20 protein-coding genes and 1 pseudogene are annotated in these 25,815 nt (G+C 66.9%); 13 read left to right on the forward strand and 8 right to left on the reverse strand.

The features are described 5' to 3' along the window. The first annotated feature begins 67 nt into the window (after positions 1 to 67). Positions 68 to 553, forward strand: coding sequence for a hypothetical protein (locus WMF46_RS36150; RefSeq protein ID WP_437981370.1), 486 nt, complete (start codon positions 68 to 70; stop codon positions 551 to 553). Between the two features lie 54 nt (positions 554 to 607). Next, positions 608 to 4,681 (forward strand): kelch repeat-containing protein, encoded by a 4,074-nt coding sequence (locus WMF46_RS36155; protein WP_437981371.1) that lies wholly within the window; start codon positions 608 to 610, stop codon positions 4,679 to 4,681. Between the two features lie 74 nt (positions 4,682 to 4,755). Here the strand turns inward: WMF46_RS36155 and WMF46_RS36160 are convergent, their stop codons facing one another. The 3 genes from WMF46_RS36160 to WMF46_RS36170 all read right to left on the reverse strand — a co-directional run bounded on the left by WMF46_RS36160 (position 4,756) and on the right by WMF46_RS36170 (position 7,701). Continuing rightward, positions 4,756 to 6,384 (reverse strand): tyrosine-type recombinase/integrase, encoded by a 1,629-nt coding sequence (locus tag WMF46_RS36160; RefSeq protein WP_437981372.1) that lies wholly within the window; start codon positions 6,382 to 6,384, stop codon positions 4,756 to 4,758. 201 nt (positions 6,385 to 6,585) lie between these two features. Continuing rightward, positions 6,586 to 7,113, reverse strand: a complete 528-nt coding sequence (locus WMF46_RS36165) for a hypothetical protein (RefSeq protein ID WP_437981373.1) — start codon at positions 7,111 to 7,113, stop codon at positions 6,586 to 6,588. A 102-nt stretch (positions 7,114 to 7,215) separates the two neighbouring features. Further along, positions 7,216 to 7,701 carry a hypothetical protein gene (locus tag WMF46_RS36170; protein WP_437981374.1) on the reverse strand — a complete coding sequence of 162 codons (486 nt, stop codon included), beginning with the start codon at positions 7,699 to 7,701 and terminating at the stop codon, positions 7,216 to 7,218. A 957-nt stretch (positions 7,702 to 8,658) separates the two neighbouring features. On the opposite strand from WMF46_RS36170, the gene WMF46_RS36175 reads away from it, so the two are divergent. Continuing rightward, positions 8,659 to 8,871, forward strand: a complete 213-nt coding sequence (locus WMF46_RS36175) for a hypothetical protein (protein ID WP_437981375.1) — start codon at positions 8,659 to 8,661, stop codon at positions 8,869 to 8,871. Between the two features lie 56 nt (positions 8,872 to 8,927). Then, positions 8,928 to 9,740 carry a protein kinase domain-containing protein gene (locus WMF46_RS36180; protein WP_437981376.1) on the forward strand — a complete coding sequence of 271 codons (813 nt, stop codon included), beginning with the start codon at positions 8,928 to 8,930 and terminating at the stop codon, positions 9,738 to 9,740. A 150-nt stretch (positions 9,741 to 9,890) separates the two neighbouring features. On the opposite strand, the pseudogene WMF46_RS36185 reads toward WMF46_RS36180, so the two are convergent. Continuing rightward, a pseudogene (locus WMF46_RS36185) lies at positions 9,891 to 10,118 on the reverse strand (NAD(P)-dependent oxidoreductase); the annotation flags it as partial. Between the two features lie 499 nt (positions 10,119 to 10,617). After that, on the reverse strand, positions 10,618 to 10,929 hold the full coding sequence (locus tag WMF46_RS36190; protein ID WP_437981377.1) for a hypothetical protein: 312 nt from the start codon (positions 10,927 to 10,929) through the stop codon (positions 10,618 to 10,620). Positions 10,930 to 11,072: 143 nt separating this feature from the next. Between WMF46_RS36190 and WMF46_RS36195 the strand changes: the two genes are divergently transcribed. Next, complete coding sequence (locus WMF46_RS36195) at positions 11,073 to 11,828, forward strand: hypothetical protein (protein ID WP_437981378.1); 756 nt, start codon at positions 11,073 to 11,075, stop codon at positions 11,826 to 11,828. Positions 11,829 to 11,905: 77 nt separating this feature from the next. Beyond that, positions 11,906 to 12,547 carry a hypothetical protein gene (locus WMF46_RS36200; protein WP_437981379.1) on the forward strand — a complete coding sequence of 214 codons (642 nt, stop codon included), beginning with the start codon at positions 11,906 to 11,908 and terminating at the stop codon, positions 12,545 to 12,547. Between the two features lie 177 nt (positions 12,548 to 12,724). Here the strand turns inward: WMF46_RS36200 and WMF46_RS36205 are convergent, their stop codons facing one another. The 3 genes from WMF46_RS36205 to WMF46_RS36215 form a co-directional block, all read right to left on the reverse strand. After that, positions 12,725 to 14,260 (reverse strand): hypothetical protein, encoded by a 1,536-nt coding sequence (locus WMF46_RS36205; protein WP_437981380.1) that lies wholly within the window; start codon positions 14,258 to 14,260, stop codon positions 12,725 to 12,727. 37 nt (positions 14,261 to 14,297) lie between these two features. Then, positions 14,298 to 15,683 carry a hypothetical protein gene (locus WMF46_RS36210; RefSeq protein WP_437981381.1) on the reverse strand — a complete coding sequence of 462 codons (1,386 nt, stop codon included), beginning with the start codon at positions 15,681 to 15,683 and terminating at the stop codon, positions 14,298 to 14,300. Between the two features lie 275 nt (positions 15,684 to 15,958). After that, positions 15,959 to 17,044 (reverse strand): hypothetical protein, encoded by a 1,086-nt coding sequence (locus WMF46_RS36215; RefSeq protein ID WP_437981382.1) that lies wholly within the window; start codon positions 17,042 to 17,044, stop codon positions 15,959 to 15,961. Positions 17,045 to 17,295: 251 nt separating this feature from the next. Between WMF46_RS36215 and WMF46_RS36220 the strand changes: the two genes are divergently transcribed. The 7 genes from WMF46_RS36220 to WMF46_RS36250 all read left to right on the forward strand — a co-directional run bounded on the left by WMF46_RS36220 (position 17,296) and on the right by WMF46_RS36250 (position 25,508). Next, on the forward strand, positions 17,296 to 18,438 hold the full coding sequence (locus WMF46_RS36220; protein ID WP_437987976.1) for an RNA polymerase sigma factor: 1,143 nt from the start codon (positions 17,296 to 17,298) through the stop codon (positions 18,436 to 18,438). A gap of 119 nt (positions 18,439 to 18,557) precedes the next feature. Further along, positions 18,558 to 19,421: a helix-turn-helix transcriptional regulator gene (locus tag WMF46_RS36225; protein WP_437981383.1), complete on the forward strand. Its 864-nt coding sequence runs from the start codon at positions 18,558 to 18,560 to the stop codon at positions 19,419 to 19,421. A 199-nt stretch (positions 19,422 to 19,620) separates the two neighbouring features. Further along, entirely contained in the window at positions 19,621 to 20,232 is a 612-nt protein-coding gene (locus WMF46_RS36230; protein ID WP_437981384.1) for a sigma-70 family RNA polymerase sigma factor, read from the forward strand. Between the two features lie 25 nt (positions 20,233 to 20,257). Beyond that, complete coding sequence (locus WMF46_RS36235) at positions 20,258 to 20,380, forward strand: hypothetical protein (RefSeq protein WP_437981385.1); 123 nt, start codon at positions 20,258 to 20,260, stop codon at positions 20,378 to 20,380. Between the two features lie 1,030 nt (positions 20,381 to 21,410). Further along, positions 21,411 to 22,205, forward strand: coding sequence for a hypothetical protein (locus WMF46_RS36240; RefSeq protein ID WP_437981386.1), 795 nt, complete (start codon positions 21,411 to 21,413; stop codon positions 22,203 to 22,205). A 162-nt stretch (positions 22,206 to 22,367) separates the two neighbouring features. Then, positions 22,368 to 24,620, forward strand: a complete 2,253-nt coding sequence (locus WMF46_RS36245; protein ID WP_437981387.1) for a hypothetical protein — start codon at positions 22,368 to 22,370, stop codon at positions 24,618 to 24,620. A gap of 51 nt (positions 24,621 to 24,671) precedes the next feature. Next, positions 24,672 to 25,508 carry an AlbA family DNA-binding domain-containing protein gene (locus WMF46_RS36250; RefSeq protein WP_437981388.1) on the forward strand — a complete coding sequence of 279 codons (837 nt, stop codon included), beginning with the start codon at positions 24,672 to 24,674 and terminating at the stop codon, positions 25,506 to 25,508. Positions 25,509 to 25,815: the final 307 nt, after the last annotated feature.

A 25,815-nucleotide genomic window follows, 5' to 3' on the forward strand; every position in this document is an offset into this window, starting at 1 on the left:
ACGCGGCGACGCGCGCGCTGTCCGATTGAGCTCCGCGGCCGCCCCGGGTATGTCGGAGCGGAACGACATGCAGCCGCCCGACGCGAGCCAGTTGCCCGAGGAGCTCCGCGCGCCGCCCCCGCGCCCCTGGGCGGCCTTGCGGCACGTCCGGCACCAGCTGTCTGGCGTGGGGTACTCGCTGCTCTTCTGGGCGGGGCTGGTCGGTGTCTGCTGGTTCTTCCGGCACATCGATTTCGTCGCGATGATCCTCGCCTTCTCGTACGCCGTCATGCCGGTCGTGCTCCTGTATCAGCTGCTGGGCAGCTATGCCGCGTGCCGCCTGGCGCTCCGCGGCGCGCCGTCGGCGGCGCACGTCTACGAGGGAGCCGTCGTGACGAGGTACGGGACGGTGAATATCTGGCACGTCGTCGTCGCCGGCCAGCACGTGCGGATTCGCGCGAACGCGCCGCTCGACAAGAGCGTTGTGGTCCTCGTGACGCCCGAGACGCGGAGCGGCAAGCGCCGAGTCGGGGTCTATCATCCCCGGCTCGGGATCTGCACATCGCTCGTGTGAGCCGCGCTCGCGGCGCTGTTGTTGCGGACGTAACCGCGTGAGACATTCGCCAGCATGCGAGCTGCGTCGGGTCTTCGCGTGCTGGTCATGGCCGTCCTGGTGCTGGCCGTGGTGGGGTGGATGGGCGCGCTCGGGTGCGCGGCGGGGCACGACGGCGCGGCGGCGGCGGCGCTCGTGCAGCGCCGGTTCCCGGCGCAGGCCGCCGAGGTGCTGGGCAGCGGCGCTCCCGGCGCGCCAGTGGCGATCGGCGGCGGCTTCGCGCTGGGCGCGCCTGGCCTTTCGGGGCGCGGGCCGCGGCTCCAGGCCGAGCTGCCGCGCGACGGCGGCGGCTGGATGCGGCTCTCGGGCGCGGGCGGCTTCGAGGTCCGGGTGCGCGAGGCCGGCGCGTCCGGCCAGGGGGCGGTGGTCGACGGCGCGGTGATCTACGGCCGCGCGGGCGGCGCATCGTTCTGGCGGGCGGTCGCCGGGGGCATCGAGGAATGGCTCACGGTGGAGCCGGGCGCCGTGCCGGCGGGTGAGCCCGCCGCCGTCTGGGAGGTGGACGGCGCGGCGTTGCGGCAGCGCGGCGAGGCCGTCGAGGTGCTGGACGCCGCGGGGACGCCGCGGCTGCGCGTCACCGCGCCGCGAGCGTTCGCGGAAGGCGGGCGGCCGATCGCGGCGCGCCTCGAGGCGCGCGGGGCGGAGATCGCGCTGCTTGTCGAGGCGTCGGGGGAGCTGCTGCTCGTGGATCCGCTGTGGCGCCCCGTCGGGGCGATGGCCACGAGGCGGGACGCCGGGCACACGGCCACGCTGCTCGGCGGCGACGACGGGCGGGTCCTGGTCGCCGGCGGCTGGGGTGGCGAAAGCTATCTCGCGAGCGCGGAGCTGTACAACCCAGCGGACGACAGCTGGGCGCCGGCTCAGCCGATGAGCGCACCGCGCCAAGATCACGCCGCCTTGCTGATGGACAGCGGGCAGATCCTCGTGGTGGGCGGCTCCGACGGCTCGCGTGCGGTGGCGAGCGCGGAGCTGTACGACCCGGCGGAGGACCGCTGGACGCCGGCGCGGTCGATGAACGCCGCGCGCCAGGGCCCCACGGCGACCCGGCTGGACAGCGGGCTGATCCTCGTCGTGGGCGGCTGGAGCGACGGCACCTATGACGCGAGCGCGGAGCTGTTCGACCCGCGGGAGGGCATCTGGATCGCGGCCGCGCCGATGAGCGCCGGGCGTTACGGGCACACGGCGACGCTGCTGGCCGACGGGCGGGTCCTGGTCGCCGGCGGCTTCGGGGGGGAGAGCGACGTCTCGACCGTGGAGGTGTACGATCCGTCGACGAACGCCTGGACCCCGGTGCGGCCGATGAGCACCCCGCGCCGAGGGCACACGGCCACGCTGCTCGACGACGGGCAGGTCCTCGTCACCGGCGGCTTGTTGAGCGACGGCACGTTCCTCGCGAGCGCGGAGCTGTTCGATCCGGCGAATGGCAGCTGGACACCGGCCAAGTCGATGAGCTTCACGCGCTTTGATCACACCGCGACGCTGCTCGACGACGGGCGGGTCCTCGTCGCGGGCGGCCTCCAATCGTACCTCTGCCTGGCGGACGCGGAGATCTACGATCCGAGGGAGGGCGCCTGGTCGAACGCGCCCGCGATGGCCGTCGGCCGCAACGGTCATACGGCGACGCTGCTCCCGCGCGGCGGCGTGCTCGTGACGGGCGGCAATCAAGGCGTCGAAACGAACGCCGAGGTCTACGACCCGCCGGGCACGAGCCCGTGGGCGGAGACAGCGCCGATGCGCCACCCGCGCTACGTGCACACGGCGACGCTGCTCGACGACGGCCGGGTCCTCGTCGCGGGCGGCTACGGGGCCGACTCTACCGGCTTCAGGAGCGCGGAGATCTACGACCCGGCCGACGGCGCCTGGACCGGGGCGATGGAGATGCGCGACGCGCGCTATGCGCATACGGCGACGCTGCTGGACGACGGGCGGGTCCTGGTCGCAGGCGGCTACGGGATCGACGAGGAGCGCCCGGTCGCGACCGTGGAGCTCTTCGACCCCGCGACGCGCAGCTGGACACCGGCAGCGCAGATGCTCGCCGCGCGCCAGGGGCACACGGCGACGCTGCTGGCCGGCGGCCGGGTCCTGGTCACGGGCGGCGTCGGGGACGACTACGTGAACCTCGCGAGCGCGGAGATCTACGACCCGCGGGAGGACACCTGGACCGCGGCGTTGGCGATGATCGCCGCGCGCCAGGGGCACACGGCGACGCTGCTGGCCGACGGCCGGGTCCTGGTCACAGGCGGCTACGGGCCCCGCGGTGACGCCCCGAGCGCGGAGCTCTGGAGCCCCAGCGAGCGCGGCTGGACAGCGGCAGCACCGATGATCGCCGCGCGCCGGGCGCACGCGGCGACCCTGCTGGACGATGGGCGGGTCCTGGTCACGGGCGGCTCCCCGGATTCGGAGGGGATCAGCGGGCTCGCGAGCGCGGAGCTGTACGACCCTGCGACCGGTCGCTGGGCGACGCGGGCTCCCATGAGCGCCGCGCGCCAGAACCACACGGCGACGCGGCTCCTGGACGGGCGGGTCCTTGTCGCGGGCAATGCCTCTGTCAACGGCCATGGCAGCGCGAGCGCCGAGGTGTACGACCTGGCCGCGGACAGCTGGTCTCCGGCAGGGACGATGTACTCCGAGCGATCTCATCACGTGGCGACCCTGCTGCGCGGTGGCAAGGTCCTGGTCACCGGCGGCGTGGGCCCCGGCATGTACATCTCCAGCGCCGAGCTCTACACCGCGGCTTTCCCCGGCGACCCTTGCGACACCGACGCGGACTGCGCCGGCACCTCCTGCGTCGACGACGTCTGCTGCGACGTCCCTTGCGCGGGCGCGTGCATGGCGTGCTCCGCCGCGAAGAAGGGCGCCGGCCCCGACGGCGCATGCGGGCCCATCCAGGCCGGCGCCGATCCGGACGACGACTGCGCCGCGGAGCCTGCCTCCTCCTGTGGCACCACCGGCCTCTGCGACGGCCGCGGCGCCTGCCAGCTGCGGGCGCAGGGCGCCCCCTGCGGCGCGGCCTCGTGCAAGGGCGCCTCCGAGCTCGTTGAGGCCCCCCTCTGCGACGGGCGCGGGGTCTGCGCCGAGGGCGACACCCGATCTTGCGCCGAGTACCGCTGCGTCGCGGGCGCCTGCCTCACGGGCTGCACCTTCGACACCCAGTGCGCCGACTCGGCCTACTGCGCGGCGACCGGCGGCGACTGCCTGCCGAAGAAGCCCGTCGGCGCCCCGTGCTCGCTCCCGAAGGAGTGCCTCAGCGGGCAGTGCAGGGCCGGAGCCTGCGCGCTCGACACCGACGAGGACGGCATCCCCGACAGCGAGGACAACTGCCCTGCGGTCCCCAACACGCTCCAGGCCAACACCGATGCTGGCCTGCCTTCGGGCGATCTCCTCGGCGACGCCTGCGACGAGGACGACGACGCCGACGGCGACGTCGATACGGTGGACAACTGCCCCCTCGTCGCGAACCCCGACCAGGCCGACGTCAACGGCGATGGAGTCGGCGACGCGTGCGATTGCGACAACCCGCGCAAGCCCGACGGCAGCCCCTGCGACGACGGCAACGCCTGCACGCAGACCGATACTTGCCAGAACGGCGCCTGCGTCGGCGGCGATCCCTTCGTGTGCCCGCAGCCCGACACGTCCACCTGCCGGCGCGCCGTCTGCGCGCCGGCCACCGGCACCTGCCAGAGGCGCTACAAGCTCGACGGGGCGCCCTGTCCAGGCGGCGAGTGCATCGCCGGGGGCTGCTTGCTCGCGGAGGCGGCCAGCGGCTCCGGAGGCGGCGCGGGGGGCGAGGGCCAGGGCGGAAAGGGCGACGGCGGCGGAGGCCAGGGCGGCGAGGAGCACGGCGGCGGGGGTCACGGCGGCGACGCCGCCACGAATGGCTCCGGCGGGTCCGGCGGCTCCGGCGGCGACGCCGGCGGCGCGCCTCCGGCGCCGGCTCCGGAGGGGAGCGCCCCGCCGCGCGCGCACGGAAACGGCTGCGCCGTGGCGCGTGGCGCTGGCCCTGACCAGGGCGGCTCGCCCGCGCCCTGGCTCCTCCTCCTCGCCGCGCTGCTCGCCGCGCGGTCCAGGGGGTTTCGCAAGGCAGGCTGATTTACCGCCGTTCGCCGGGTTCTCGCTGGTCGTGCCCTTCCGACAGGCTCCCGGGCGGTTCGGTCATGCCTCGCTCACGCGCAACCAGGGAAGTCCTTGGGCTTCTTCCCTGGTTCCGGCGAACGTCCGGAAGAAACAATAACGATTTCAACTGGTTCCGGCTTGCGGCCGACCAGGTCCTCTTCCGGCTTGGCCCAACGCGGGCCCAACCGGCCGTCTTCGGGTGCGTCCACGGTCACCGCGAGGGCGTCGGCAACGTCGCTCCGGGTCGCCACGTCGCACGGGGGCGCGGCGGCGAGGGAGCCCTCGTCGCTCGCTGCTCCCGCCCCGTGTTCGCCGGACGCCGGACCACATCCTGCTGCCGAGCCGCCCTTGCCGCTCAGCTCGGGGAGCGCCTCGTCCAAGGGGGCGAAGTCGCCCAGGGCGAGCTCCGCGACCTTGCGCGCAGCGCGCTTGTAGTTGTGGATCTGGTCGCTCGAGCTGTGTCCCGTCCGATCGGAGATCCACGTCTCCGTGCGGCCGACCGCGAGCTTGACCGTGATGAAGGTCGCGCGCGTGTCGTGCAAACGGATATTCAGCCTTGCATCCGTGGTCTCGAAGAGCTCAGGCCGATCGATTCCTGCGCGTCGGAGGTGATCTCTGAAGTTTTTCGCCCCGTTGTGCCCCGGCAAGGCGTTGCCCCACTTCCCCACGAAAACACGTGCATTGTCCGGGCAGAGCTCGCGCCACTTCCGGAGCGCGCGCACTACGTCGGGCGAGAGGGCCCACGCGCGGGGATCGTCCGTCTTGTTCTCGTCGAGAACCACTGCGCCGCGCTCCAGATCGACATCCGACCATTCCAGCCTTCCGGCCTCGTCGGCTCGCATGCCTTCCCGGTCGAGGAAGCCGTAGTAGATCCGGAAGCAGAGAGGGATCGCCTGGCACTGCATAAGGCGGTTGTCCTCGTCGGGGTAGAGGTAGCCCTTTGCCTTCTCATCACCGGCCTTGGGGATCCACCCGCGTGGTAATGGGTTGCTCCCGATGATCCGCGCCGGGTAGGTCGCGAGCGCTAATATACGATGGATGAGCTGCGCGATCTTTTGGCGCGTTCCTGGCTGCAAGTGCCCTGGGAGCGACGACATCGCGTGATCGGCATGATCGAGTGTGAAGCGCGCGAGAGGGACAGGGCTAAGCACCTCAAGAATGTGAGCCAGTCTCGTCCTATAGTTATTCGCGCTGCGAATCGCCTTCACATGATCCGGGTACTGCTCGGCGAGCTGCCCGGACAGAACCCGCTCAGCGAACTCCGCGAAGGTCGTCTCTCCGGTGGCACGGGCGCGCGCTTCTCCCTTGCACAGCTGGTCGATGGCGAGCCGGACATCACGGAGCGCGTTGCCATCGCGCGCGCCAGCCTGCTCCAGCAGCGGCATGCCGAGCACGATCTGCCCGGCCGCGAGCAGACGCCCCGCAAGCTCCGCCAGCACCTCCAGGCGCGCGTTGGCTTCTTGCTCGGTCCGGCACGTCGGCAACTTGAACGTGGCTCGACCGGCCTCGCCGAGGCTAAGGCGCGCGGTCCACGTCTTGCCGCGCAGCCGGACGGACCCGGAGCCGTTGGTGCGCTTGTCTCCTGCTGGCCTGCCAGGCGCGCGAGCAGCCAGCTTCGGGCGCTCGATCTTGCCCGCGGAGCCCGGCGAGTCTGCGACGGGCGCAGCTGGCTCCGCCACCGGTGAGGAGCGCCCGCTAGACCGGCTCGAGCGCAAACGCCGGTCGGTCGGTGCCTGTGCAGGGAGGGATGAGGCGGGGGAGGAAGGCGAGCGCTTGGCGCGCGCCCGTCGCTGGGGTACGTCGGTCATGGGTCGGTCTCCGGTGAAAGCGGGGCTCGATCAAGGGCCCGTCCGGCGTTGGTAGCGCCGAGCGGGCCCGCTCTACTTCGGCGGCAGCCTAGCACGGCGTGTTCCTGTGGGAGGAGCGCTCGCCCGGTCGGTTTTCGGGCATGGGACCGATTCAAGGCCGACAGAGGCCAGCACAGCGGCAACCCGTGTGCGCTCATCCACCTCTGCGGTACGACGCGAGGCCGGCTCACCGGCCAGGGCGCGCAGGTACGCCACGAACGCCTCGCGCTCGACCAGACGCAGCTTGCCGAGCTTCGTGACCGGCAGGGGAAAGCCCGGCGCGCGGATCGTGTCGAGGAAGACGCGCGCCGGGATGCCGGTGACTGCCTCGACGTTCTTCTGCGAGAGCATCTCCGGCTGCGGCGCCGTGATCGTCAGCCCATCCAGCGGGATCGCGAGCGTTGCGGTTGCCGTCGTCATGGCTGACTGATCGATCACCTTCGGGCTGGACCATCCGCCGGTGGGCGTCTCCAGGCTCTCTCTGTCGATGGCGCGCGTGCCGTTACCAGCCTGACGAAGAGAAAGCGGTGCCGATACACGCGCGAGAGCCGCTCGTGTCATGCCATACCTCCATCCGTGTTGGGTTCCTGAATAGGATCGGCGAGCGGCCACGATGGGCACGCACGGAAGACGCAAGCGGCGAAAGTCCAACTCGACGCCGTTTCATGTGCTCGACTGGCGCGCTTCCCGCCGCGCAGCGCTGCACCGCAGACGAGCATGCCGATCGCCCGGACGTGGGCTTGGCACCGCGCGCGTCCCGCGCTCCGCCGCCTCCCACGCGGCTCGCAGGCTGCTTGCAAGTTTTCCTCCCCCCTCCATCGGCGGTCCCATTCGCTTCAGCGCCTCCAGGCGCACAGCCTCCAGCCTCGACCGGCGCGGCGCCGTCGCCTGGCGCTTCTCCACGAGCTCACCGAGCACCTGCGCCGCGCGCTCCCACTGCGCCGCCGCCCCCGGCGCGTGCGCGATCCTTCGCACGGCGTTCCAGGGCGCTTCAAGCTGATCACACAGGTTGCCGATCTCGGGGTGCAGCCGTGCGATCGCGCGCAGGTGGCACCGGGTCTGCTTGTTCATCTGGAAACACTCTTCCAGGACGTGGCTCGGCGCGCGGACAACTCCGCACGCGAGCTCGTACCAGCGACGCGAGCTCATGCGTCTACAAAAGCACCGAACCACAAACCTGCCAGAGCGAAGCCTTCATTTTCCGTTCAACTTTAAAGAGCGTTAAAGCACAGTACAAGAGTCGGCTCCTGGCGAGGGCGACGGCATTAAAGTCTGATGTAGCGTGCGACCAAGAGAACGCCGGTCCTCACGTGGCACCGTGCCCTGACTGGCGTTCGCTGGGACCCGATCACGTGAGCTCGGTCTGCGGGGTGACCCCTCCCGGCGATCCCACGGCCCGGCCATCGAGCGGGGCCAGCTCGCCCGGCGCCGCGGCCGCGAGCCGCGCTGGCGTCCACCTGGGCGAGCTCCGCCTTGCGCCAGCCTCCCGCCTGGACGAGCTCCGCGGCCCCGTGCGCCGAGTTCGCGTTCGCGGCGTGTTCGGCTCCAGGCCCAGGCCGCTCCGGCGTCCGCCGGGAAGAGCTCACGCTGCACCCTTCGGGCCGCCGCCCCGAGGTCGTGCTCGCCGCGTGCCGCCCTTATGCGACAAAACAGAGGTCGGCGGCTCGCCGGAGCCCCTCAGCCGACCCCGCGCAAAATTACCAAATCGACCCCCTTCGCGCCCCCCCAAATCGGCCCCTCGGACGCTCCCTCGAAGCCGTCTAACTGCGCGTCACCAGAGCGGTTTCCACACCTGACCAGATCCCGGTAACTCGCGACGAGATACCGGGTCGTCAGAATTACCATTTCGGGCCTCCTCACGGGCTCTCGTTCAGGCTCCGCCCCGAACCCGAAACACCGCAACAACGGAGGTTCGGATGTGGCAGGAGCAGCTACCCTCGCGCCGTCGGCGGCTCCAGACGCGCGGTCGTCAGGCCGCACTGGCGGGCAACGCTGCTACACGTGCGGCATCGTGCACAGCCCTAGGCGTTCGCCCGCCAGTGGAAATCGAACACGCCCCTCGTCGTGGTCCCGACCACATACCCTTCGGTTCGTCTGGATCATCTCATGTCCGAGGGGATCTGGAACTTCATCTTTGCCAATCAGTCCATCCGGACGGTGGTCTCCGCCTTGAAAGAGAACCTGCGCACCCTGCGCGCCAGCGCCGATCTCATGTCCGTGGAGGGGCGGATCTCCTCGGTGGAGGAGATCTTTCGCCTCCAAGGCGCCGACGAGCTCTGCCGGGCGGAGCGAAAGGATTTCGACCCGACGCGTCGATGACACCGGCGCCTGTGCTAGGCTCCGGCCGAATTGAAGGCGCGAGGGTCGAGGGCGGCGTGAACGACTTGGTGGACACGAGGCGAACCGCTCTCGACGTCGAGGACTTCCTTCACGGGCTCCGGGGCGCTGCAAGGAGCGATGTGAAGACGTCCAACCCCGAGCTGCGCGCCTGGTTTGTCGACCTGGGGGGACGATCTTTCTTCGTGAAGTGGGCGAAGCGCGAAATCTTCGACGAGACGCTCCGCAAAGACGCGGAGATCTGCTCGCTCGGCCTTCACCCAGCGATCGTCCGTCTGTACAATGTGCTCGAAGCGCGGGACGGGACGGCGCTCGTCTTCGAGAAGATAGAGGGGACGCCGCTCATCGAGAGACAGAGCCGCGGCCGGTTCAACGCGCTCCCGGTGGCCGAGAAGATGCGCGCGCTGCGCCTCATCTTCGGCGCCATCGACGCCATCGCCGGATCAGGCTACGTCGTCGTCGACTTCTATGAAGGCAATGTGATCTACGATTTCGCCCACAGAACGGTCAAGATCCACGATTTCGAGCTGTTCGAGCGGGGCGAGGGCTTCACGCTGAAGGTCCAGCGCAACTACGGCTCCACCCGGCTCATGGCCCCTGAAGAGTTCATCCAGGGATCGTGGATCGACGGCCGGACGAACGTCTTTCAACTCGGGCGTTATGCCATCTGCGCACTGAGCGACCGCGTCGGCGAGGACTGGCGCGAAGGGTTCCGGTGCTCTTCCGAGCTGGCAAACATCCTCCTCCGGGCGACCAGACCGGATCCGGCGGAGCGACACCCATCCGTCAAGCGGTTCTGGGAAGAGTTCGACGCGGCGACGGTCGATGTCGCCGCCGGATCCACCGACTAAACAATTTCTCAACGCGGGGCGCGCGGCCCAGACGACGATCGCGGCCAGCGCGGCGTGAGCGATCTCCTCCTGGACGTCGGCGGCATGCCCGCCGATGTGCGGCGCCGAAAGGACGCGCGGGTTCTGGAGGAGCTCCCCGTCCAGCGCCGGATCGAGCACGTCGGAGCCGTACCCGTCGAGCAGCCCCTCGTCGAGGTAGCGCCGGACGGCGTCGTGATCGACGACCTCGCGTCTGGACATGTTGACCAGCCCCCCGCCACGGCGCGCTCGCGCCAGGATCGCGGATCCGATCAGGTGCCGCGTCTCGGGCGTCAGCCCTCGGGCCTTCGACTTTTCGGCGGGCGCAACGTCTACGCCGGCGAGGCGAACGCGGCCCAGATCGGCGTAGGTGCCGTGGGTGAACGGTGAACGCCGGCGATCTCGTGGCCGCGATCTTCACCGACCCGACGCGGGACGCGATGATCACCGACAGGCGCGCCGTCAACGGCGGCGGCGGCCCGCCCAGGGCGTCGCGGCGGGTCGCGCTCGCTCGTGGCGCTGGCATACGGGCGACGTCGTGCAGCACAGGCGCACGCCGTCCGTGCGCTCTCACGGCCACGTGGACAGACCGCCAGTGACAGCAGCCTGACGAACGCTGGCGCCGCGGACAGCTGCGCAGTGGCCCACGCTCTGGACGGTATGACCCATGTCCATTGGGATACCCTCCTCCAGGTTGCATTTGACGCCCAATCCTGCCATCAGAAGAATTGGTTGCATCGCCAGGTTCTCCGGGCGGTACCAAAGGGGGAAGTAACCGATGAGAACGGAATGCGGACGGGTCGCATCGGCGGCGATGTTCGCTCTCGTGCTCGGTGTCGCTTCGACGCAGGCAGAGGCATCAGAGCTGAGCGCCGGTGTAAGTCTCGGCTGGATCCAGGCTGGCACTGCGCCGCGCTTCGCGGTAGGCCCGCATGCTGGGATATCGTGGCACCTTCAAAAGAACCTCCTGTTGAAGGTTCATGATCTGTGCAGCGTCGTGCCTCCAATCCAGATAGGCGGACCCGGCGTTTACAATCACACCTCCGTTGCCCTTGGATATAGCTGGAGGGATGGCGACATTGGCTTGGGCCCATCGGTTGCGCTCTACTTCATGCCAGCGTGCGGAAGCACCTTGTGTGGACAGGTTGCCGGGATGGCGGTAGGCGGACATGCGCAAGCAAGCGCGTACATTGCGGGGCCGCTGGGCATATCAGCGAGCGCCAATCTGGACTGGATCGACGGAAGAAGTCTTGTTCTACCAGGCTACGCATCCGTCGTTGTCGTTGCCGGTCCCGTGATGCGATGGAGTTCCAGATGAGCTCAAGAACGAGCCTGTTTCTCATCGTCGCTGTCGCAATCTGGGTGTTGGCGGCATGCAACTGGACGGTGGGAGACTGCTACCCTCGCGAGGAATGGACCTCGGGCGCAGGTGCGGGGCCAGGTTCGGAGCCCGTTCCGGTCTTCAGCTCCAGCGCAGCCGGTGACTTCGGTGATGCGCCATCGGGAGAACGGCAAGGCGCCGGAGAGCAAGAGATCCAGTGCAACAAGACGGATAGCTCAGACGAAGAGGAAGAAGAGCGCCCGAGAGATAGCTCGGAGAGTCCGACAAATGGCACATGCTCAGGCCCCGGTGACACCGTCGGAGACGGCCAGACTTACGTATTCTGTAGCGACATCTGCAGTTCGAAGTGTCCGCCGGCCGGAGTGAACGGCTTCTCGCCAGCCATCTTCAGTTTCGTTACAACGATCCCCGACGACGGAACAGGCGAATCGGGAGGCTGGCAAAAAGCCACCGTCAGTCTGAAGGTCAAGCGGTGGGTCGAGATATATCCGGAGTTCTGGGAATGTCCACAGATGACGTTCGGGATGCCGCTGCGAAACAAAGATCAGGGGCAGATTCCAGCGGGCGAGGCCGCGCGCATCAGTGCCGACGTGGCGACCAGAGCTTCGCGTAAAATAATGAGGGCAAACCCCACTATTCCGCGAGGAATCTACTGTACCATGTTAAAGGACGAGATGGACATCAGCCTCCGCAAGCGCGTGGCCGGGTCCAGAGTCACACAGCCATGAAGCACGGGGTCGAGGAGTTGTTCGACGTCGTATATCGCTACTATCCTCGGCGAGTTCCGTACGAGGATCTTGGTCGCGTGCGAACAGAAGAGGATCGGCGGCTGGTGGACGCCCGTCGCCGAGCCAGCGCCGATTGCGAACGGTGGCTTGGCATGTTGCGGCGCCTGCGTGAGCAGTTCCCCGAGAACGAGGTCGACAATTTTTCAGCTCATCTCGCGATGGGAAGCCACGACGGCTGTTATTCCGGTTCTCTCTATCTTCCGAAGGTCACCGGAGAACACCGACATGCAATCGAATTGAGGGTAAGCTTCCTGGTCCCTTATTACACCGTCTACAGCTCGCGCCTCGTTGATGATCTCGAGGGGATCGAGAGCCAGAAGTCGCTCCGCGCGACGCCACCTCGTGCCGTCACGATCTTCGTCCATGATACGGCCTACATCCTGCCCGCCTGGATTGGCAAGCTGATCAAGCTGATCAAGCCCGAACTTGTTGAACCACCTTCGATGGAAGATAAACCCACGCGGCAGGTCATCTCCTTTGAGCTATCGCCCGATGAGCAGCCGTACGCTGCAGGGATCGCCCAAGAGATCGAAGCGACATGGGGATACGAGCGCATGCCGCCGGAGGTCGGCAACGTGGTCGTGCCGGACGTGGCGACCAATCTACGACGTTTGGGAGAGGCCAGGCTATACGATTGCCTTTTTTCAGACGCATGGTAAGCGGGTGATTCTCTCAACCTCGACATTCACCGACACCCCAAGCGATCTGGCAGAGCATGAAGCGCAGCGGACCGGGCTCGAACCGTCCAGAGCGGGCCGAGCTCGCCGACGTGACCTTCGACCTTCGCGCCCGGTTCTATCGAGCCGGATAGCTCGCTTCGGTAAGCTTCAATCCGGTTATTCAGGAAAACGCAGCGTCCCGACCTGAATGCCGTCCTCCCCCGTGATCGTCTCACCCGACCAGTCCCAGCTGATGCCGCCCTTGCCCGGCGGACCGAGCTCGTAGGTGACGCCCTCCAGCGTGAGCTGGTCCTCGTCGAGGTAGGCGATGCCGATCGAGTCGCCGCCGCGCCCGGGGCCGCCGTAGCCGCCGTCGCCCCCTCGGCCGCCGTCGCCACCGTCGCAGGACCACGTGCCGTCCCCCACGGCGCCGCCGAGCTCGCCTCGCCCGCCTTTGCCACCTTCCTCGGGCTCCCCGCCGTCGCCGCCTGGACCCGCGTCGATGGTCGTGATGACGCTATCGCGCAGCGTCACCTTGGCATGAAGCGCGACGATGCCGATGGTCGGGTGCCCGTTTTCGCCCCCTCGGCCACCCCTGCCACCGCAGCCGCCTGCGCCGCCGGAGCCGCCGCCGGCGCCTCCCCTGGTGGCCACGCCGCACACCGCGAGCTCGCCTCGACGGCCGCCGCCCCCGCCGCCGCCTTGACCCGGCATCCCCCTGCCGCCGTCACTTGCCCACTCGCTCACCCAGCCTGTCTCGGTGATGCGTCCGATGCCTTGACCCGCGGCGCCGACGGCGCCGATCATGCCGGAGAGCCCGGGGGAGCCATTGCTGCACTGGGCGCCTGGCACGTCCCCGCGTCCTCCCCAGCCACCCTGCCTGGAGTTTGGGTCTGGCGTCGGCTCCCCGTCGTTCCCGTCCTCCGCGCCGTCGGGGAGCCCGTCGCCTCCCTTGCCGCCAACGCTCGGGATTCCACCGTCGCACGGATTCACCACCGCCGGGCCGCCGGGAACGGTATCCGCCGAGCACGCATCGTCACCATACAGGCCATCCGGTCCGTCCGCTGCACGATGTGGCCCGCGCCCCCCATCATGGCCTGCCCAGCCGTACGACGTGCGAACCTCGCTCCGTATGAGCTCCACGGCCGTGCCGGATTGCACGAGCATTCCGATCGGGCCGCCCGACTGGAACCGCATGTCGACGATCGTCGATACCGCGTCCGCGGCTCCCGTATCTCCGGCGCTCGCCGGTACGACGGTCAGAGCGATGCCATCGGTAGCTGCAATCTGAATCAGCGAGCGCGTGTCGAGCATGCGATCCCAGTCGATGCAGCTGAAGCCGCCGATGAGATCCACGCCGGAAGGCAGCGCGAGGGGCCCGAAGAAGCCGTCGGCGCACGCGAACACGCGCCCTCGTGCGGTGCGTGCGAGCTCCACGGCACGCTGCAACGTACGCACGGGCCGCTCCTTCGTTCCCGGGTTCGCGTCGTCGCCGTCGCCCCAGACGCCGGCCACGAACACCCCGCAGCCATCCTCCCACACGTCCGCGGCGAGGCGCTCGAGACAGAACGACTCTGGCGGGGCGTCACCCTGACACGACGAGGTGCCGTCGCACCCCGTTCCGCCCGGCTCGTTGGGACCCGGTGCGGTGCCGCAGCCGGCTGCGACGAGGAGCAGCGCGGGGGACAGATAGATCACTCTTGTGGTTCGCATCGTTCTCCCTCGATGTCGTGTCGTGCATGGGGGACATTCACTGGGGCGGTGGGGGATCGGGGACGTCGAATTGACGGTAAGACATGGAGTCGCCTTGCAGACCCCTGCCGACATGGTCATCAGGCGCGGCATTGCCGGCCAGTCCGCCGTCCCCACCTCTTCCGGCCTTCGCGGGCGCGTCCGGCCCGAAGCTCACGGAGGCAGCGATGGACGCCACGCCGTACGAAGGGCCGCCGAGGCCACCCCCGGCATCACCTCCGCGACCGCCGTTGCCCCCACGGCCGCCGCTGCACGCTCTCCACATGTTGTTATAGCCGACCCCACCGTCACCGCCCTGAAGCCCCAGGCCGCCTGGTTGACCCGTCCCGCCAACGCCACCGCCGCCGCCGTTGCCTGCAAACACCTCCGTGCGCTCGAGCGTCAGCGCGCTCCCGTGTAACGCAATGATGCCGATGCTCGCCCCGCCATAGCCGCCGCCCTTGCCTCCCTGGCCGCCGCAGCCCCCACTTCCTCCCGAGCCGCCGGCCGCCCCGGCTTGCGGTCGGCCCGCCGGGCACGCCGTCATCTCGCCTCGCGATTTGCTGCCGCCACCGCCGCCGCCCCCCTGGCCGACGCCGCCCTTCTTCCCGTCCTCACCACGGACACCGATCCATCCATCCTCGCTGAGGAATCCTGGACCCGAGGCGCCACCCGCGCGATCGGCGGGGGCGCCGTGTGCGCCATCGCCTCCGTCGGTGCATCTCGTGAGATCCGGGCCGAGCCCCGCATGGCCGTCGAGTTCCGAAGTCTCCGCAGGTGCGGGCTGTCCCGCAGCGCCATCGCCCCCCGATTCAAGGTCGCCGTAGCCCCCAGATCCGCCCGTCGACTCGATGCCGTCGTCGCACACCGTCACGACGGGGAGCGCGCCTTTCGCGAAGTCCGCGGTGCAGGCGTCCGCGCCGTCGTTCCCCTGCACGCCGTCGCTGGTCGGTTCGCTGCGCGCGTCCTCTCCCGGCTCCCCGTCCTTGCCGTTGCCCGCGATGATCTGGCTGTCCCGCACGATCGCCCGGGCCCCCGAGCTCAAGATCATCGCGATCGACGACTTTCCATCGATCGCGGAAGCGTCGGCCGCCACGGCGCGCACGCCGACGATCAACGACGTCGCGTTGCCCCCCGCGATGCCTGCATCTTCACCCCCGAGGACCCGCACCGGGATCCTCGCAGGCGGTGCGATGACGGTCGACGCCTTCGGTCCGATGGCCGACCATTCATACGACCAATCGCCGCCGCCCTCACAGAGGCGGCTGCCCCAGAGGTCGACCCCGGAAGGCAGCGTGACCTCCTCCTCGAACAACCCGCCGCACGCATACACGCGCCGGGTCGCTGCCTCGCCGTTGCCTCGTCCGCTCGCGGCGAGCCCGATCGCGTGTTGCAGGGTCTTCACCGGTGCGTCCTTCGTGCCAGGGCTCCTGTCGTCACCCGACAACGGGCTGACGAATACGCCGCACTCGTCGAGCGCCATTGTCGTCGCCGGGTCGCCGTCACAGAGAGTCGGCTCAGGCGCAGGGGCGCACTCCATCACTTCCCAACAATCGTCGCGGTACGAAGTGCAAGCCAGCAGCGTGCTGCTCGCTCCCCACGCACAGACCACGACAGCAACGGCGGCGGCCAACGCTCTTCGGTTTTCCCGTTGCCGCATCCCCTCGGTACCCGGCATGGTCACCACACCCCCTCGATGCTCACGCCCGTCTCGTGCCCGGTCACGACGGGCGATACATTGACCCTATCCTGAGCTGGCGTGCGTCCCAGGAAGGAGAAGTCGGTGAGGAAGGACGCGGCGGTGGCCGCGCCGATCACACCGCCTGTGATGACGAGGGCCGTACCCACCCGATCGGACAGGTTGCGCGCGTCGCGCAGGCGCCGCAGCTCGCCGCACGGCGAGCGCTCTGGCGCTTGCCAGCACATGGACGAACTCGCGCTTGGGTCGCTCTTGAGCTGGTCCCGCCGAGCGCTCATATCCTGGTCGAGCTTGCTGGCGCTGATCATGAGGATGGCGCCTGTCGATACGGTGCCCGTCGCGAGCGTGATTCCCACGACACGCAGCGTCCCCGGCCAGGATGCCCACGGGCTGGGGGCCTGCGCGCGCGGAGCGGGCAAAGCGCGCACGGGGGTCGGCGTCGCGGTCGCGGTCCCCTTGGCGCCGCTCGCCTCCTTGGTGCCGCTCGCCGCCGCACACAGCAGCGGCATCGTGAACTCGTGCTCCGCGCCCGCCACGGCGCGCAAGTAATGAAGCGCGTCCTTGCAGCCCGGTGCACGGCCTCGCACCATGTGTTGGCCCGGCTCGAAGAACAGCGTGTAGGTCCGCGCGGTCCGGCCGATGCGCTTGCCGTCGATGAGCACCTCGGCGTCGGGCGGATCGACGCCGAGCACGAGCCGCGCGACGTGCGGCGCTGCGTTGCGCTGCCCTGCCTCGAATCGCTGCTGGAGCGCTTCTGGCAACGCTTCGCGCTGTTCGAGGCTCCTGGCCAGGTGCTCGGCCGCATCACGGTACTTGTGCAGCGCAAGCTCGCAAAGGCCGAGCTCGCCCGCGAGCTCCGCGCGCTCCACCTCGGTGCTGGTCGCCGCGTCAGCGGCCTCGAAAGCCGCCTTGTAGGCAGCATATGCCTCGATCCACAGCCCGGCCTTGCGCGCTCTCCGACCACGGCGAACATGCTCTTTCACCGTCGACCCGTCGCTCGGTCCCGCCTTCGGATGGATATCGTCCGCGCTGGACGAGTTCGTGAAGGCTGTTGCGGTCCCGAGCATGAGAAGAATCGAGAGCGAATGCGCAGTGGAACGCATCCAGCGACGGTACTGACGCCGGCTGCTCGGCGTCAACCGGCAGGAAACCGCCACGTCTCGGCGGTTTTGGAGAGAATTGGCGGTCGGATGACGGAATGCGTTCATCCATCCGCCAGGTCGGGCCAGATGTGGTCCATGTGGCCACAAATGGGTACACTATCCGACCGAAGTCGCTCCTCCACTCAATTTTCTGAACCCTTTTGGCCGCCTCGGGTGTGCTGCTTACTGTGGCCAAGCCAGCGACCGCCTCCCTCGGCTTCGAGCTCTTCCGGCGCCTGGCCAGGCGCCACGGTGTCCCGGCGCGAGACGCCGAGGATGTCGCCCAGGAAGCGCTGCTGCGGGGGTTGGACGCTGACAAGCGGATCGAACCGGGCGGCGACCCGGGGCCGTACCGCGTCACGATCGCCGTCAACCATGCGCGCAATCACGTCCGTGACGCGCGCTGCCGCGGCGAGGTACTGACGTCGTTCGATGAGTGCGAGATCCGAGATGAGTGCCTCACGCCGGAAGAGTTGCTCCGGAGACGGCAGCGGGAAAAGCTCGCCCGGGAGCTGATCGACCAACTCGATCCCAAGTACCGGGATCTCGTGATCAAGCACGACCTCGAGGACATCCCGCTCGCCCAGATCGCCGCCGAGCAGGGGATCCCGCTTGACACGGTGAAGACGCGACACCGGCGGGCGCTCGAGGAACTCGAGGTGCAGGGCGGACGGCGGCGGGCGCGGCAGCGCTCTCGTGGATGGGACGACAGCGCGTGCGTGCCGGTCGCGTTGGGGTTCGGCCGCCGCGCGTCGTGGGTGGCCTCCCTGCGCCGTTTCGGCATGAGGATCCTCGTTCAGGCCGCGCTCGTCCTGGTGACGGGCGCGCTCGTCTCCGCGGTGCCGCCCTTGCCCGGCCTGGAATCGTGGACCAGGGCGGCGGCGCTCCGCGCCCCTGCCACCGCGCCCGCGGAGCGGGACGCCGTGGCGCTCCCTGCGCGAGGTGGCGCCCACAGCGCCGCGGGTCCCGCCGGCGGAGACGGGGCGCCCGACGCAGCGGCGCCCGCCGCGGCGATCGCCCACGAGATCTCGTCGCGCACGGAACACGGAAGCGCGCACGGCGAAGCGATGGCGATCGGCACGCCCGCTCCCTCGAACGCGCAGACGACAAGTCACCGGGCCGCGCCTCCGGCGAGCGCCGTTCGACCGACCGCCAGCGAGGTCGAGAGGAGCCTGGTCGACCAGGCGCGGAGGGCCATCGAGGCCAACGACGTCATGGCCGACGTCGAGGCTCGCCGGCTGCTCGAGGCCCACGCGCGGCAGTTCCCGCGAGGGCGGCTCGCCGCCGAGCGCGAAGCGCTGTTCAGGCAGCTTCGCTGAATCGTCGGCTACCCATCAATAGCTAGCAGGCGGGGATAGCGGTGCTGCTTTCGCGCAGCTCAAGGCCGAGATCCGCCTTGTGTCGGACAAGAATGCTCAAGTCCAGGAGGCGAAAGATCATGGAAGACATGCTGGGTGCGATGTGGCTCGTGTCGCCGCTCGGGCTCGCGATGATCGCGTGCGTCGCGATCGGCTTCGCGGTCACCGCGCGCGAAGCGCTGGGACGAGAGCGCGGGCTTCGCGAGGCGCGCGAGCACGCGCATGATGACGAGGAGGCAGCCCTCACCGATGCGAAGGAGCAGGTCGCGCGGGAGAGGGATCGATACCGGCGCCTTCTGGACTGTCACGTCGATGCGGCGCTTGCAGAGCTGACAGACGCCCGGGCGCGCCCCGTCCCTTGGCCAGGGAGGGTCCTCGAGTCGTTCTGCGCGACGACGCCTTCGTGGAGGAGGAAGCTGGCCGAGAGCACGGGGTTGGAGCCGAGGGAGGTGGAGCGGCTGCTGAGGAGTGACCTCCCCATGACGCCCGGCCTCGCGCGGCAGCTGGAAGCCTTCACCGGCACCCCGGCGCGGTACTGGGAGCGCCTGTGGCGGCTGCACGACGACTACCGAACGGACGCAGAGGAGACCGTGGTGATTTCGCTCGGCGAGCCCGTGACCAAGCGCGAGAGCTCGGCGCCGCCGACTCCGCCCACGATACCTGCCCGCGCGCTCGACGTTCCTCCGCCTGTGGTGCCGTCTCCCGAGCTTGCGGCCACGAGCCCGCGCGCGAAGCTCCCGCCGCCTCCACAGCCGCGCCTCAGGTTGCCGCTTCCTGTCCGCGCCGCCACGGGGAGAGAGTTCGTCCGGCGCGCTGCCACGCTGACGAGCTTCCCGGTACAGCGCGACGAAGGGGGGACGAGCTCCCCCAACGGGGCCGATTGGGAGGAAGCAGAGCGATCTCCGCTGAACACGACACTTCCGGGAGTAGGGAGCCATGGATGAGCGCCGTCGCGCCTCGCAGCTACACGCCATCACGAGCCTGCTGGCAACCATGCCACCGCTCCGGGAACTGAGCAGCTACGGCTGACGTCTTCCTTTGGTCGCGGACGCCTACGGGGAAGTCTGCGAGCCTGCGCCGCATGCGTGCGGAGACGCGGCATCATCAGATTACGAGCGATCGCCCGCAGGGGACGGTGAAGCCATGGGTCGTCCGTCGAATGAAGACGAGCGCGCCGCCGCGTGCGCGCGCCTGTTTTGCCCGGCGGTGGTACGCGCGGTGCTGCGCTGGCTGGGGAGGCTGGGGGTCCCACCGTGCCATCGTACCGACGTCGCAGGCCAAGTCTGGCTCAACGCCTGGGAGAGCTGGCCCAGGTTCGATCCGAAGCGTGGAAGACCGGAACGCTGGTTGAACGCAATCACCGTACACATTGCCTCGCACTATCACGAGCGTATGCAGCAACGAAGGGAGGAGCTCGTCGATTTCATCGATGTGGCCGATCCAGTACCGGATGCCGCTGCTGCGATGGAATCCGACAGCGTCAGATCGGACTTCATCGATGCGGTGAACGAGCTCGATCCGCAGCTGCGCTTTGTTCTCGTGGCACACGATCTGGATGGGATCCCGATGGCCCGGGTGGCAGAAGACGCGGGGCTACCTCTCTCTACGCTCTACAAGCGACGTACAAAGGCCATCGGTGCGCTGCGCGACATTATTGGGCTCCGGGTAACCATGGAGGATTTCGCCCGGAGAGTGGGTCGGAATGAGCATCAAAGACCTGCTTGTGCACCGTCGGCGCGACTTGGACGACCATGAGACCGAACGAACCATCGACGCTCTCATGATGATCCAAGGGGGCATCAAGGTGTCCCCTGTCGCAGCCGGTTACGAGGACGACCTGAACCGGCAGCGGGTCAAGCGCGAGCTGCGCGACAAGATCCTCGCGCTTCTGGGTGAAGAATAGGCGTCGGGCTCGGCTCGAGCGCCGCCCAGCCGAGCTCGTTCGGCCTCGGACGGCAGCGGGAAGAAGTCGCCGGCGACGCGGCGCAGCACCAGGCTCTCGAGCCGAGCCATGTCGTCGAGCCCAGAGTGCGCCGCGATCCGCACCGCGGCGAGCAGCGGCTCTCAGGGGCAATCACGCATTATGATGACCGTCAGCCTGCGCAGGGTGCGCAGCGACCGGCCGCGCCGCTTGAGCAGCGCGACCTACCGATCCACCTCGTCGCCGCCGCGCGAAACCTCGCGCTCCTCGGGAGGTGGCGCGTCGCGCGCGAAGACCTTCTCGCTGCGCGGCGGGCGGTGCTTGGGCACGGTCACCCGCGCGTCGAGAGCTTCGCACCGTCGATCCATCGCGTTCTGAGCGTGCCGGGGTGCTCGGACGCGTCAAGGGTTCCCTCGCAGGGCTCGGCGGCTGCGCCGCCCTTGACGCGCCCTGCGCGCCACGGCGACCGCGCCGCGCGGGCGATGGGCGGACGGAGCCTCCGCGGGGGGCTCCGGCCACCGGATGGGCAGGCGATGGCCATCGCGCGCGTGAGCAAGCCATTGTCCTGCGTGAGCGAAAAGCGGCCACCACCCATCATCTACCGGGAGCGTCAACAACTGGCCCCTCGACGGCCCCTTCGGTCCGAGGTTGTCAACGGACCGGTAGGTGTCCGGCAACCTCCCGATGAGGTGGCCCGCGGCGTGTCGCCCACGCGCGACGCCTCCGGTTGCGCGTCCGCCGCGCCTCCAGCCCCCGGAACGGCGGCAACTGCCGCCGGTGTCAGACTGACCTACCCCACGGTACTGGAAACCATTTGGACCTTGCGGCGCAGACCCGATTTGTGAGATTTTCCGTGGGGGGAGGTTACAGAAGGCGACGATTTAGAGAGACCTGGTCCGGCGGCTTCGGTTGACCAATCGGCTGATAGTTGGGTGGAGAGAGCCCTGTTACCGACAATTTCTGAAATACTGGAGCTATTATGAGTAGCGGGAACATCCGGAACGTAGTCGTCATGGCGCTCAATGCTGCGCGCCATATCCGCGACGCCGTTTACCTCGACACCAACGCGTGGAGCATGCTCGCCAAGGGCGACATGCCCATCGAGCCTCTCGCCGCATGGGTACAACAGAGCAACTGCGTGCTCTGGATGGCAAGAATGCAGCTCGCTGAACTCGCCGCACGGCCCGATATCATCAAGGGCGTCGCAGATACAATTGAGAAGATTCCTGTTGTCATCATTGATCGTGGCGTAAATGATCTGCATGGCCTACCCTGGCACAGCGTGCCCGTCAATCTTCGCCAGCCGCTTCATCTTACGACACCCGCCCTCAAGGCTGAGTTCATCGACCAGTTCTCCGGATCGCTCATGATAGAGGCACGCGATCATCTGGCCACCGACCGGGACCGCTTCAGAGCTTGGCTTCAGCAAGCACTTCTCGTCGCCGCGCAGAGCAGCCCCAAGGGCTGGTCTGCATTCCCCGAGCGAGTAAAGAACTGGATCCGGCAGATGTGCACGAAGAACGGGTGCAATGTTGTCGAGGACGCGCTTGAGAATCCTGAATGCTACGCTGGAGCGCGACTGTCCTTTGCGGTGCTCTTCAGCCGATACCTGGTTAACGGCCAGGGATGGAGAGAAAGCGACTATCTCGACTACCTGCACGCTGCCGATATGGCATACGCCAAGATCGTGGTTACGGAACGCAACATGGCGGAGTGCATTCGACAGGCCCTGCGCAGACCGGAAGTAAGCGGTCCGGAGCTGACGGTCGAGACTGATTGGTTGCGTGCTCCGCATGGGCCCCCGTGAGCACACCATGCTCCGGCCGCCGCTCCCGCCGAACAAGCCGCTGCCTGCCGACGGACCGCGCAGCCTCACTCCGTTCGGCAGCGCGGCCCCCGGCAGAGCGGCTACTCGTTGGGCGGAAGAGTATCAGGTCGATGGCATCGGGATCGGCGACGTTGCATGAACATGACCGAACTGGACAAGCTCGTTCAAACATGGCCCACCGATTGGTCGGAGCCGGCTGGTGCGCTTGTCTCACAACGGCACCGCATCGGACTCAATCAGGACGCATTCAAAGTTCTATGCGGACAAATCGAAGACGCGCTCATGTCAAGCCTAGGCGCGAGGGCACGCAATTGGACGATCCTAGGTCTCGCCGCGTCAGGAGGCTCACTCTTTTCGAATGCTCGGTTTTCCGAAATCTTCAAACCTGGACGCCGCCCCGCTGAGTATCTTCGCAAGGCGGAGTGGGTGCTTCGGCATGTCGAAGAGTGGACAGCCCGATTTCTACCAAGTTGCGCTACAAGGGCGCGGTCGTGGCTGGAGTTCCTGCGCCTCGCTGTTCGGGTGAAGAGAGACGAGCATCTGTTGATTCGTCACGTCAGGGCCACCCCCGGCGTCATACCGATAGTTCTTGGCTTCGTGGAGGAGGCATTTGGGAATTACCCGAACCAACCAAACAGCCCGCTGATCCCAGATAAGCTGAGTAGCCTGAGCTGCGAGGACCTCGCGTCAGCCGCATCCTTTCTCCTCGCAAGGAGCAACGATGAAGCGCCGCTGACCGAACGGGACCTCTTCTACCAGGATCTGTCTCATGCGTTCCGAACGCAATGCGCTGATTATCTGATTACCGCTCACTGTCTCCGCCAAGTGCGCGATCTCGAAGTCAGCGTCTTCCGACTCGGGTACGAGGTGACGCAGGTATCACCCTCGCTCTGGCGCATTGCGCCACCCACGCCACAGTTTGGAATGGCGCTGGAGTTCGGCTATGTGCGCACTAAGGCACTGAATTTATCACATCAGATTGACGACACAATTTCGCTAAATGACGTGCCGAGCTTCTTCGAATTCTGCGAGCGATTCGACCAAGATGCAAAGACCCTTCCGGGCCCACCACTTTACCGCCTCCATGGACTGCCAGCACCTAGACTCCAGTTGCTCATACGAGACGATGTCGCAAAGATGCTAGCTGAACATGTGCTCGCCAAAAAGTCAATGTTCCGCGAAGAGATCGTCCATGCGCTGAATGCATGCTACGAATTGTTCGCAGAGCCTAAAGAGCTTTGGGAGTTTGAGATCGAGCCGGGATTTACGATTGGTCGCTTTTTTACGCTCTGCCGAATACTGCGTTTCTATGCAGTATTGTGTCGAATTGAGCTCTCCCGTCTCCGAGATCAAGACGAGGCCGCATACATTCGGTCTTTGGTTGGCGGTGGTCACACTACAGATATTACGACATTACTGACCGCGCATGGAGCTACCTCCTTTGAAATCGACGCCTTCATGCGGCTCTCTTCGTGGAGCTCGGCTTCAGATAGCCACGTCGACATTCAGTACTCTCCAATTCTTCGAGCGGGCAAAAATGCCGCATTCCTGCGGATGACTCATGTTCATTCAAACATGATTCGCAATGTTTTTGCTCGCGCAAAAAAGCGGATATTTTCCGACGGGACTCGTGATCCCCTGTCCGAAGAGATTTTTCATTCGCTCCAAGACCAGGTCCTCGCGGCTCAAGATGTAGAATACACCTATGCCGGACTGCGTGGGCAACTCGATGTCGTTGCCGCTTCTGACGACACGATATTTGTGTTCGAGTGCAAGAACACGCTGTTGCCGTGTAGTAGTTTCGAGCAGCGCACCTTGCTTGATCATTTGGACAAGGCCGTGGACCAACTAGACCGCCTGAGACTCCTTTGGGCCGACGACGGGTTTCGCAGATATCTCGCTAGCAAGCTCCGCTGGGATCTCTCGCGGGTTGTGACCCTTCAAACCGTAATTGTACCGAGCGTCCGACTGTTCTCGGGGATTCAATATCGCGGCCATCCCGTGCGACACGCGCGAGAACTCCAGAACTTTGTGCGGACTGGCACGGCTATATTGCGTAGTCCGGACGGCCACTTTCAGTTTGACATGTGGGAAGGGTCTCCCTTCAGTGGAGCGGTTCTGAGTACCTATCTCGGCGAGTCACCTGGTCTGTACGAGGCCATCTGGGATTCCGCTCATGAGGCAGTCGAAAACCTGCAATCGGTACGGTGGGGAGTGGACCGAGTGTATTACAATTTCGACGTCGAACGCCATTTCGCTACGCTAAGCAAGATCTACAAGATCGTCCCGGTACCAGATGTTGAGGCGGTTACCTCCGAGTCAACCTCTACCTCTGATAGTAGTCTATCCGCCCAACCAGAACTTGCGGCCGATGACGCTATACACCGTGGCTGAATCTACGTTAGCGGGACCGGGAGTGCAGGAGCACCGGATGAGGCGGGCAAAATGCGAGTCTATCAACGAATTGCTGACTGGACTGATCTTCCGAAACAACCACCCATTCTCGCGCGCGAGACCTATGAGCTTGACTACAAATCTGAGCACACATCGGACGCCAGTGAACACGCCAAGGATATTGCTTCGTTCGCCAACGGACTCGGAGGCGTCATTCTGATTGGTGTAGCCGAGAAAGCGGATAATTTCAGCCGAAAGGCTATGCCGTTAATTGATGCACGCGCGGTCGCACGTGCATACGAGGACGCAGCACGAGATCTTCTCTCACCGCGCCCGCGCGTCGATCCTATCGTTGTTCCTCTTCCGGAGGATGGCGGTCGAGCTCTTGTGGCTGTCAACGTGGATCCGTTTCCAGGACAACTTGTAGCGGCGCGCTTAGCAAACACCGATGCATGGCGCTTTCCGGTTCGCGTTGCCGCAAGACACACCACTTACCTCAATCCGGAGGAAGCCATGATTCACAGCATTCCCAAGGTGCGCAAAGCGGCGATTCTCCTAATGTCGATCCCAGAGACTGAGCGTGCCGGCGTCTCCGTTCAGCTCATGGAGCGCACAGAGGGCAACGACAGTCCTTCGAACACAGAGGAGGTATTTGGAGCCAAATTGGAGGCAGTGGACGTTACCAACAATGTCGTTCACTTTGTTGTTAAGTTGACCCATGAGATGAGCATATCTGTATTTGCCCCTCTCGAAGACGTGGCAGCCGTATGGAAGTCTGTGCACAAATGGACTGTCCGACTGGACGGCTCCGTTCGACATAAATTCTGGGGGAAAGGCTCCCGCAGTACAGGGTACATGTCCGGACGCGGTCCCTATAATTGGGAATAGCCATATGGTCGATGCATAGACTCAAATGGACTCTGACGAGATCGCGGAAACCGTGCTAACTCACGGCTGCATCCGACGGCCAGCTCCGTGGCGCCTGACGTCGCTTCTCGGTCCCCCACTGGTGAACCGAGCGTTGGGCAGGCTAAAGGCTCTGGGTGCTGACGCGCAGAGGGAATCCGGACGGTCTACCCCCGACATCTCCTGCGTGGAGTTCAACTCTCCTATTGTCCGCCGAAAGGCTACCTGCAAGTGAACGGCCACGATCCGTCCATTTTGAACCATCGTGCGGTCGCGGACAAATGGCCGC

Origin of the sequence: Sorangium sp. So ce117 (assembly GCF_051524395.1) — a bacterium.
Classification (GTDB): domain Bacteria; phylum Myxococcota_A; class Polyangia; order Polyangiales; family Polyangiaceae; genus Sorangium; species Sorangium cellulosum_B.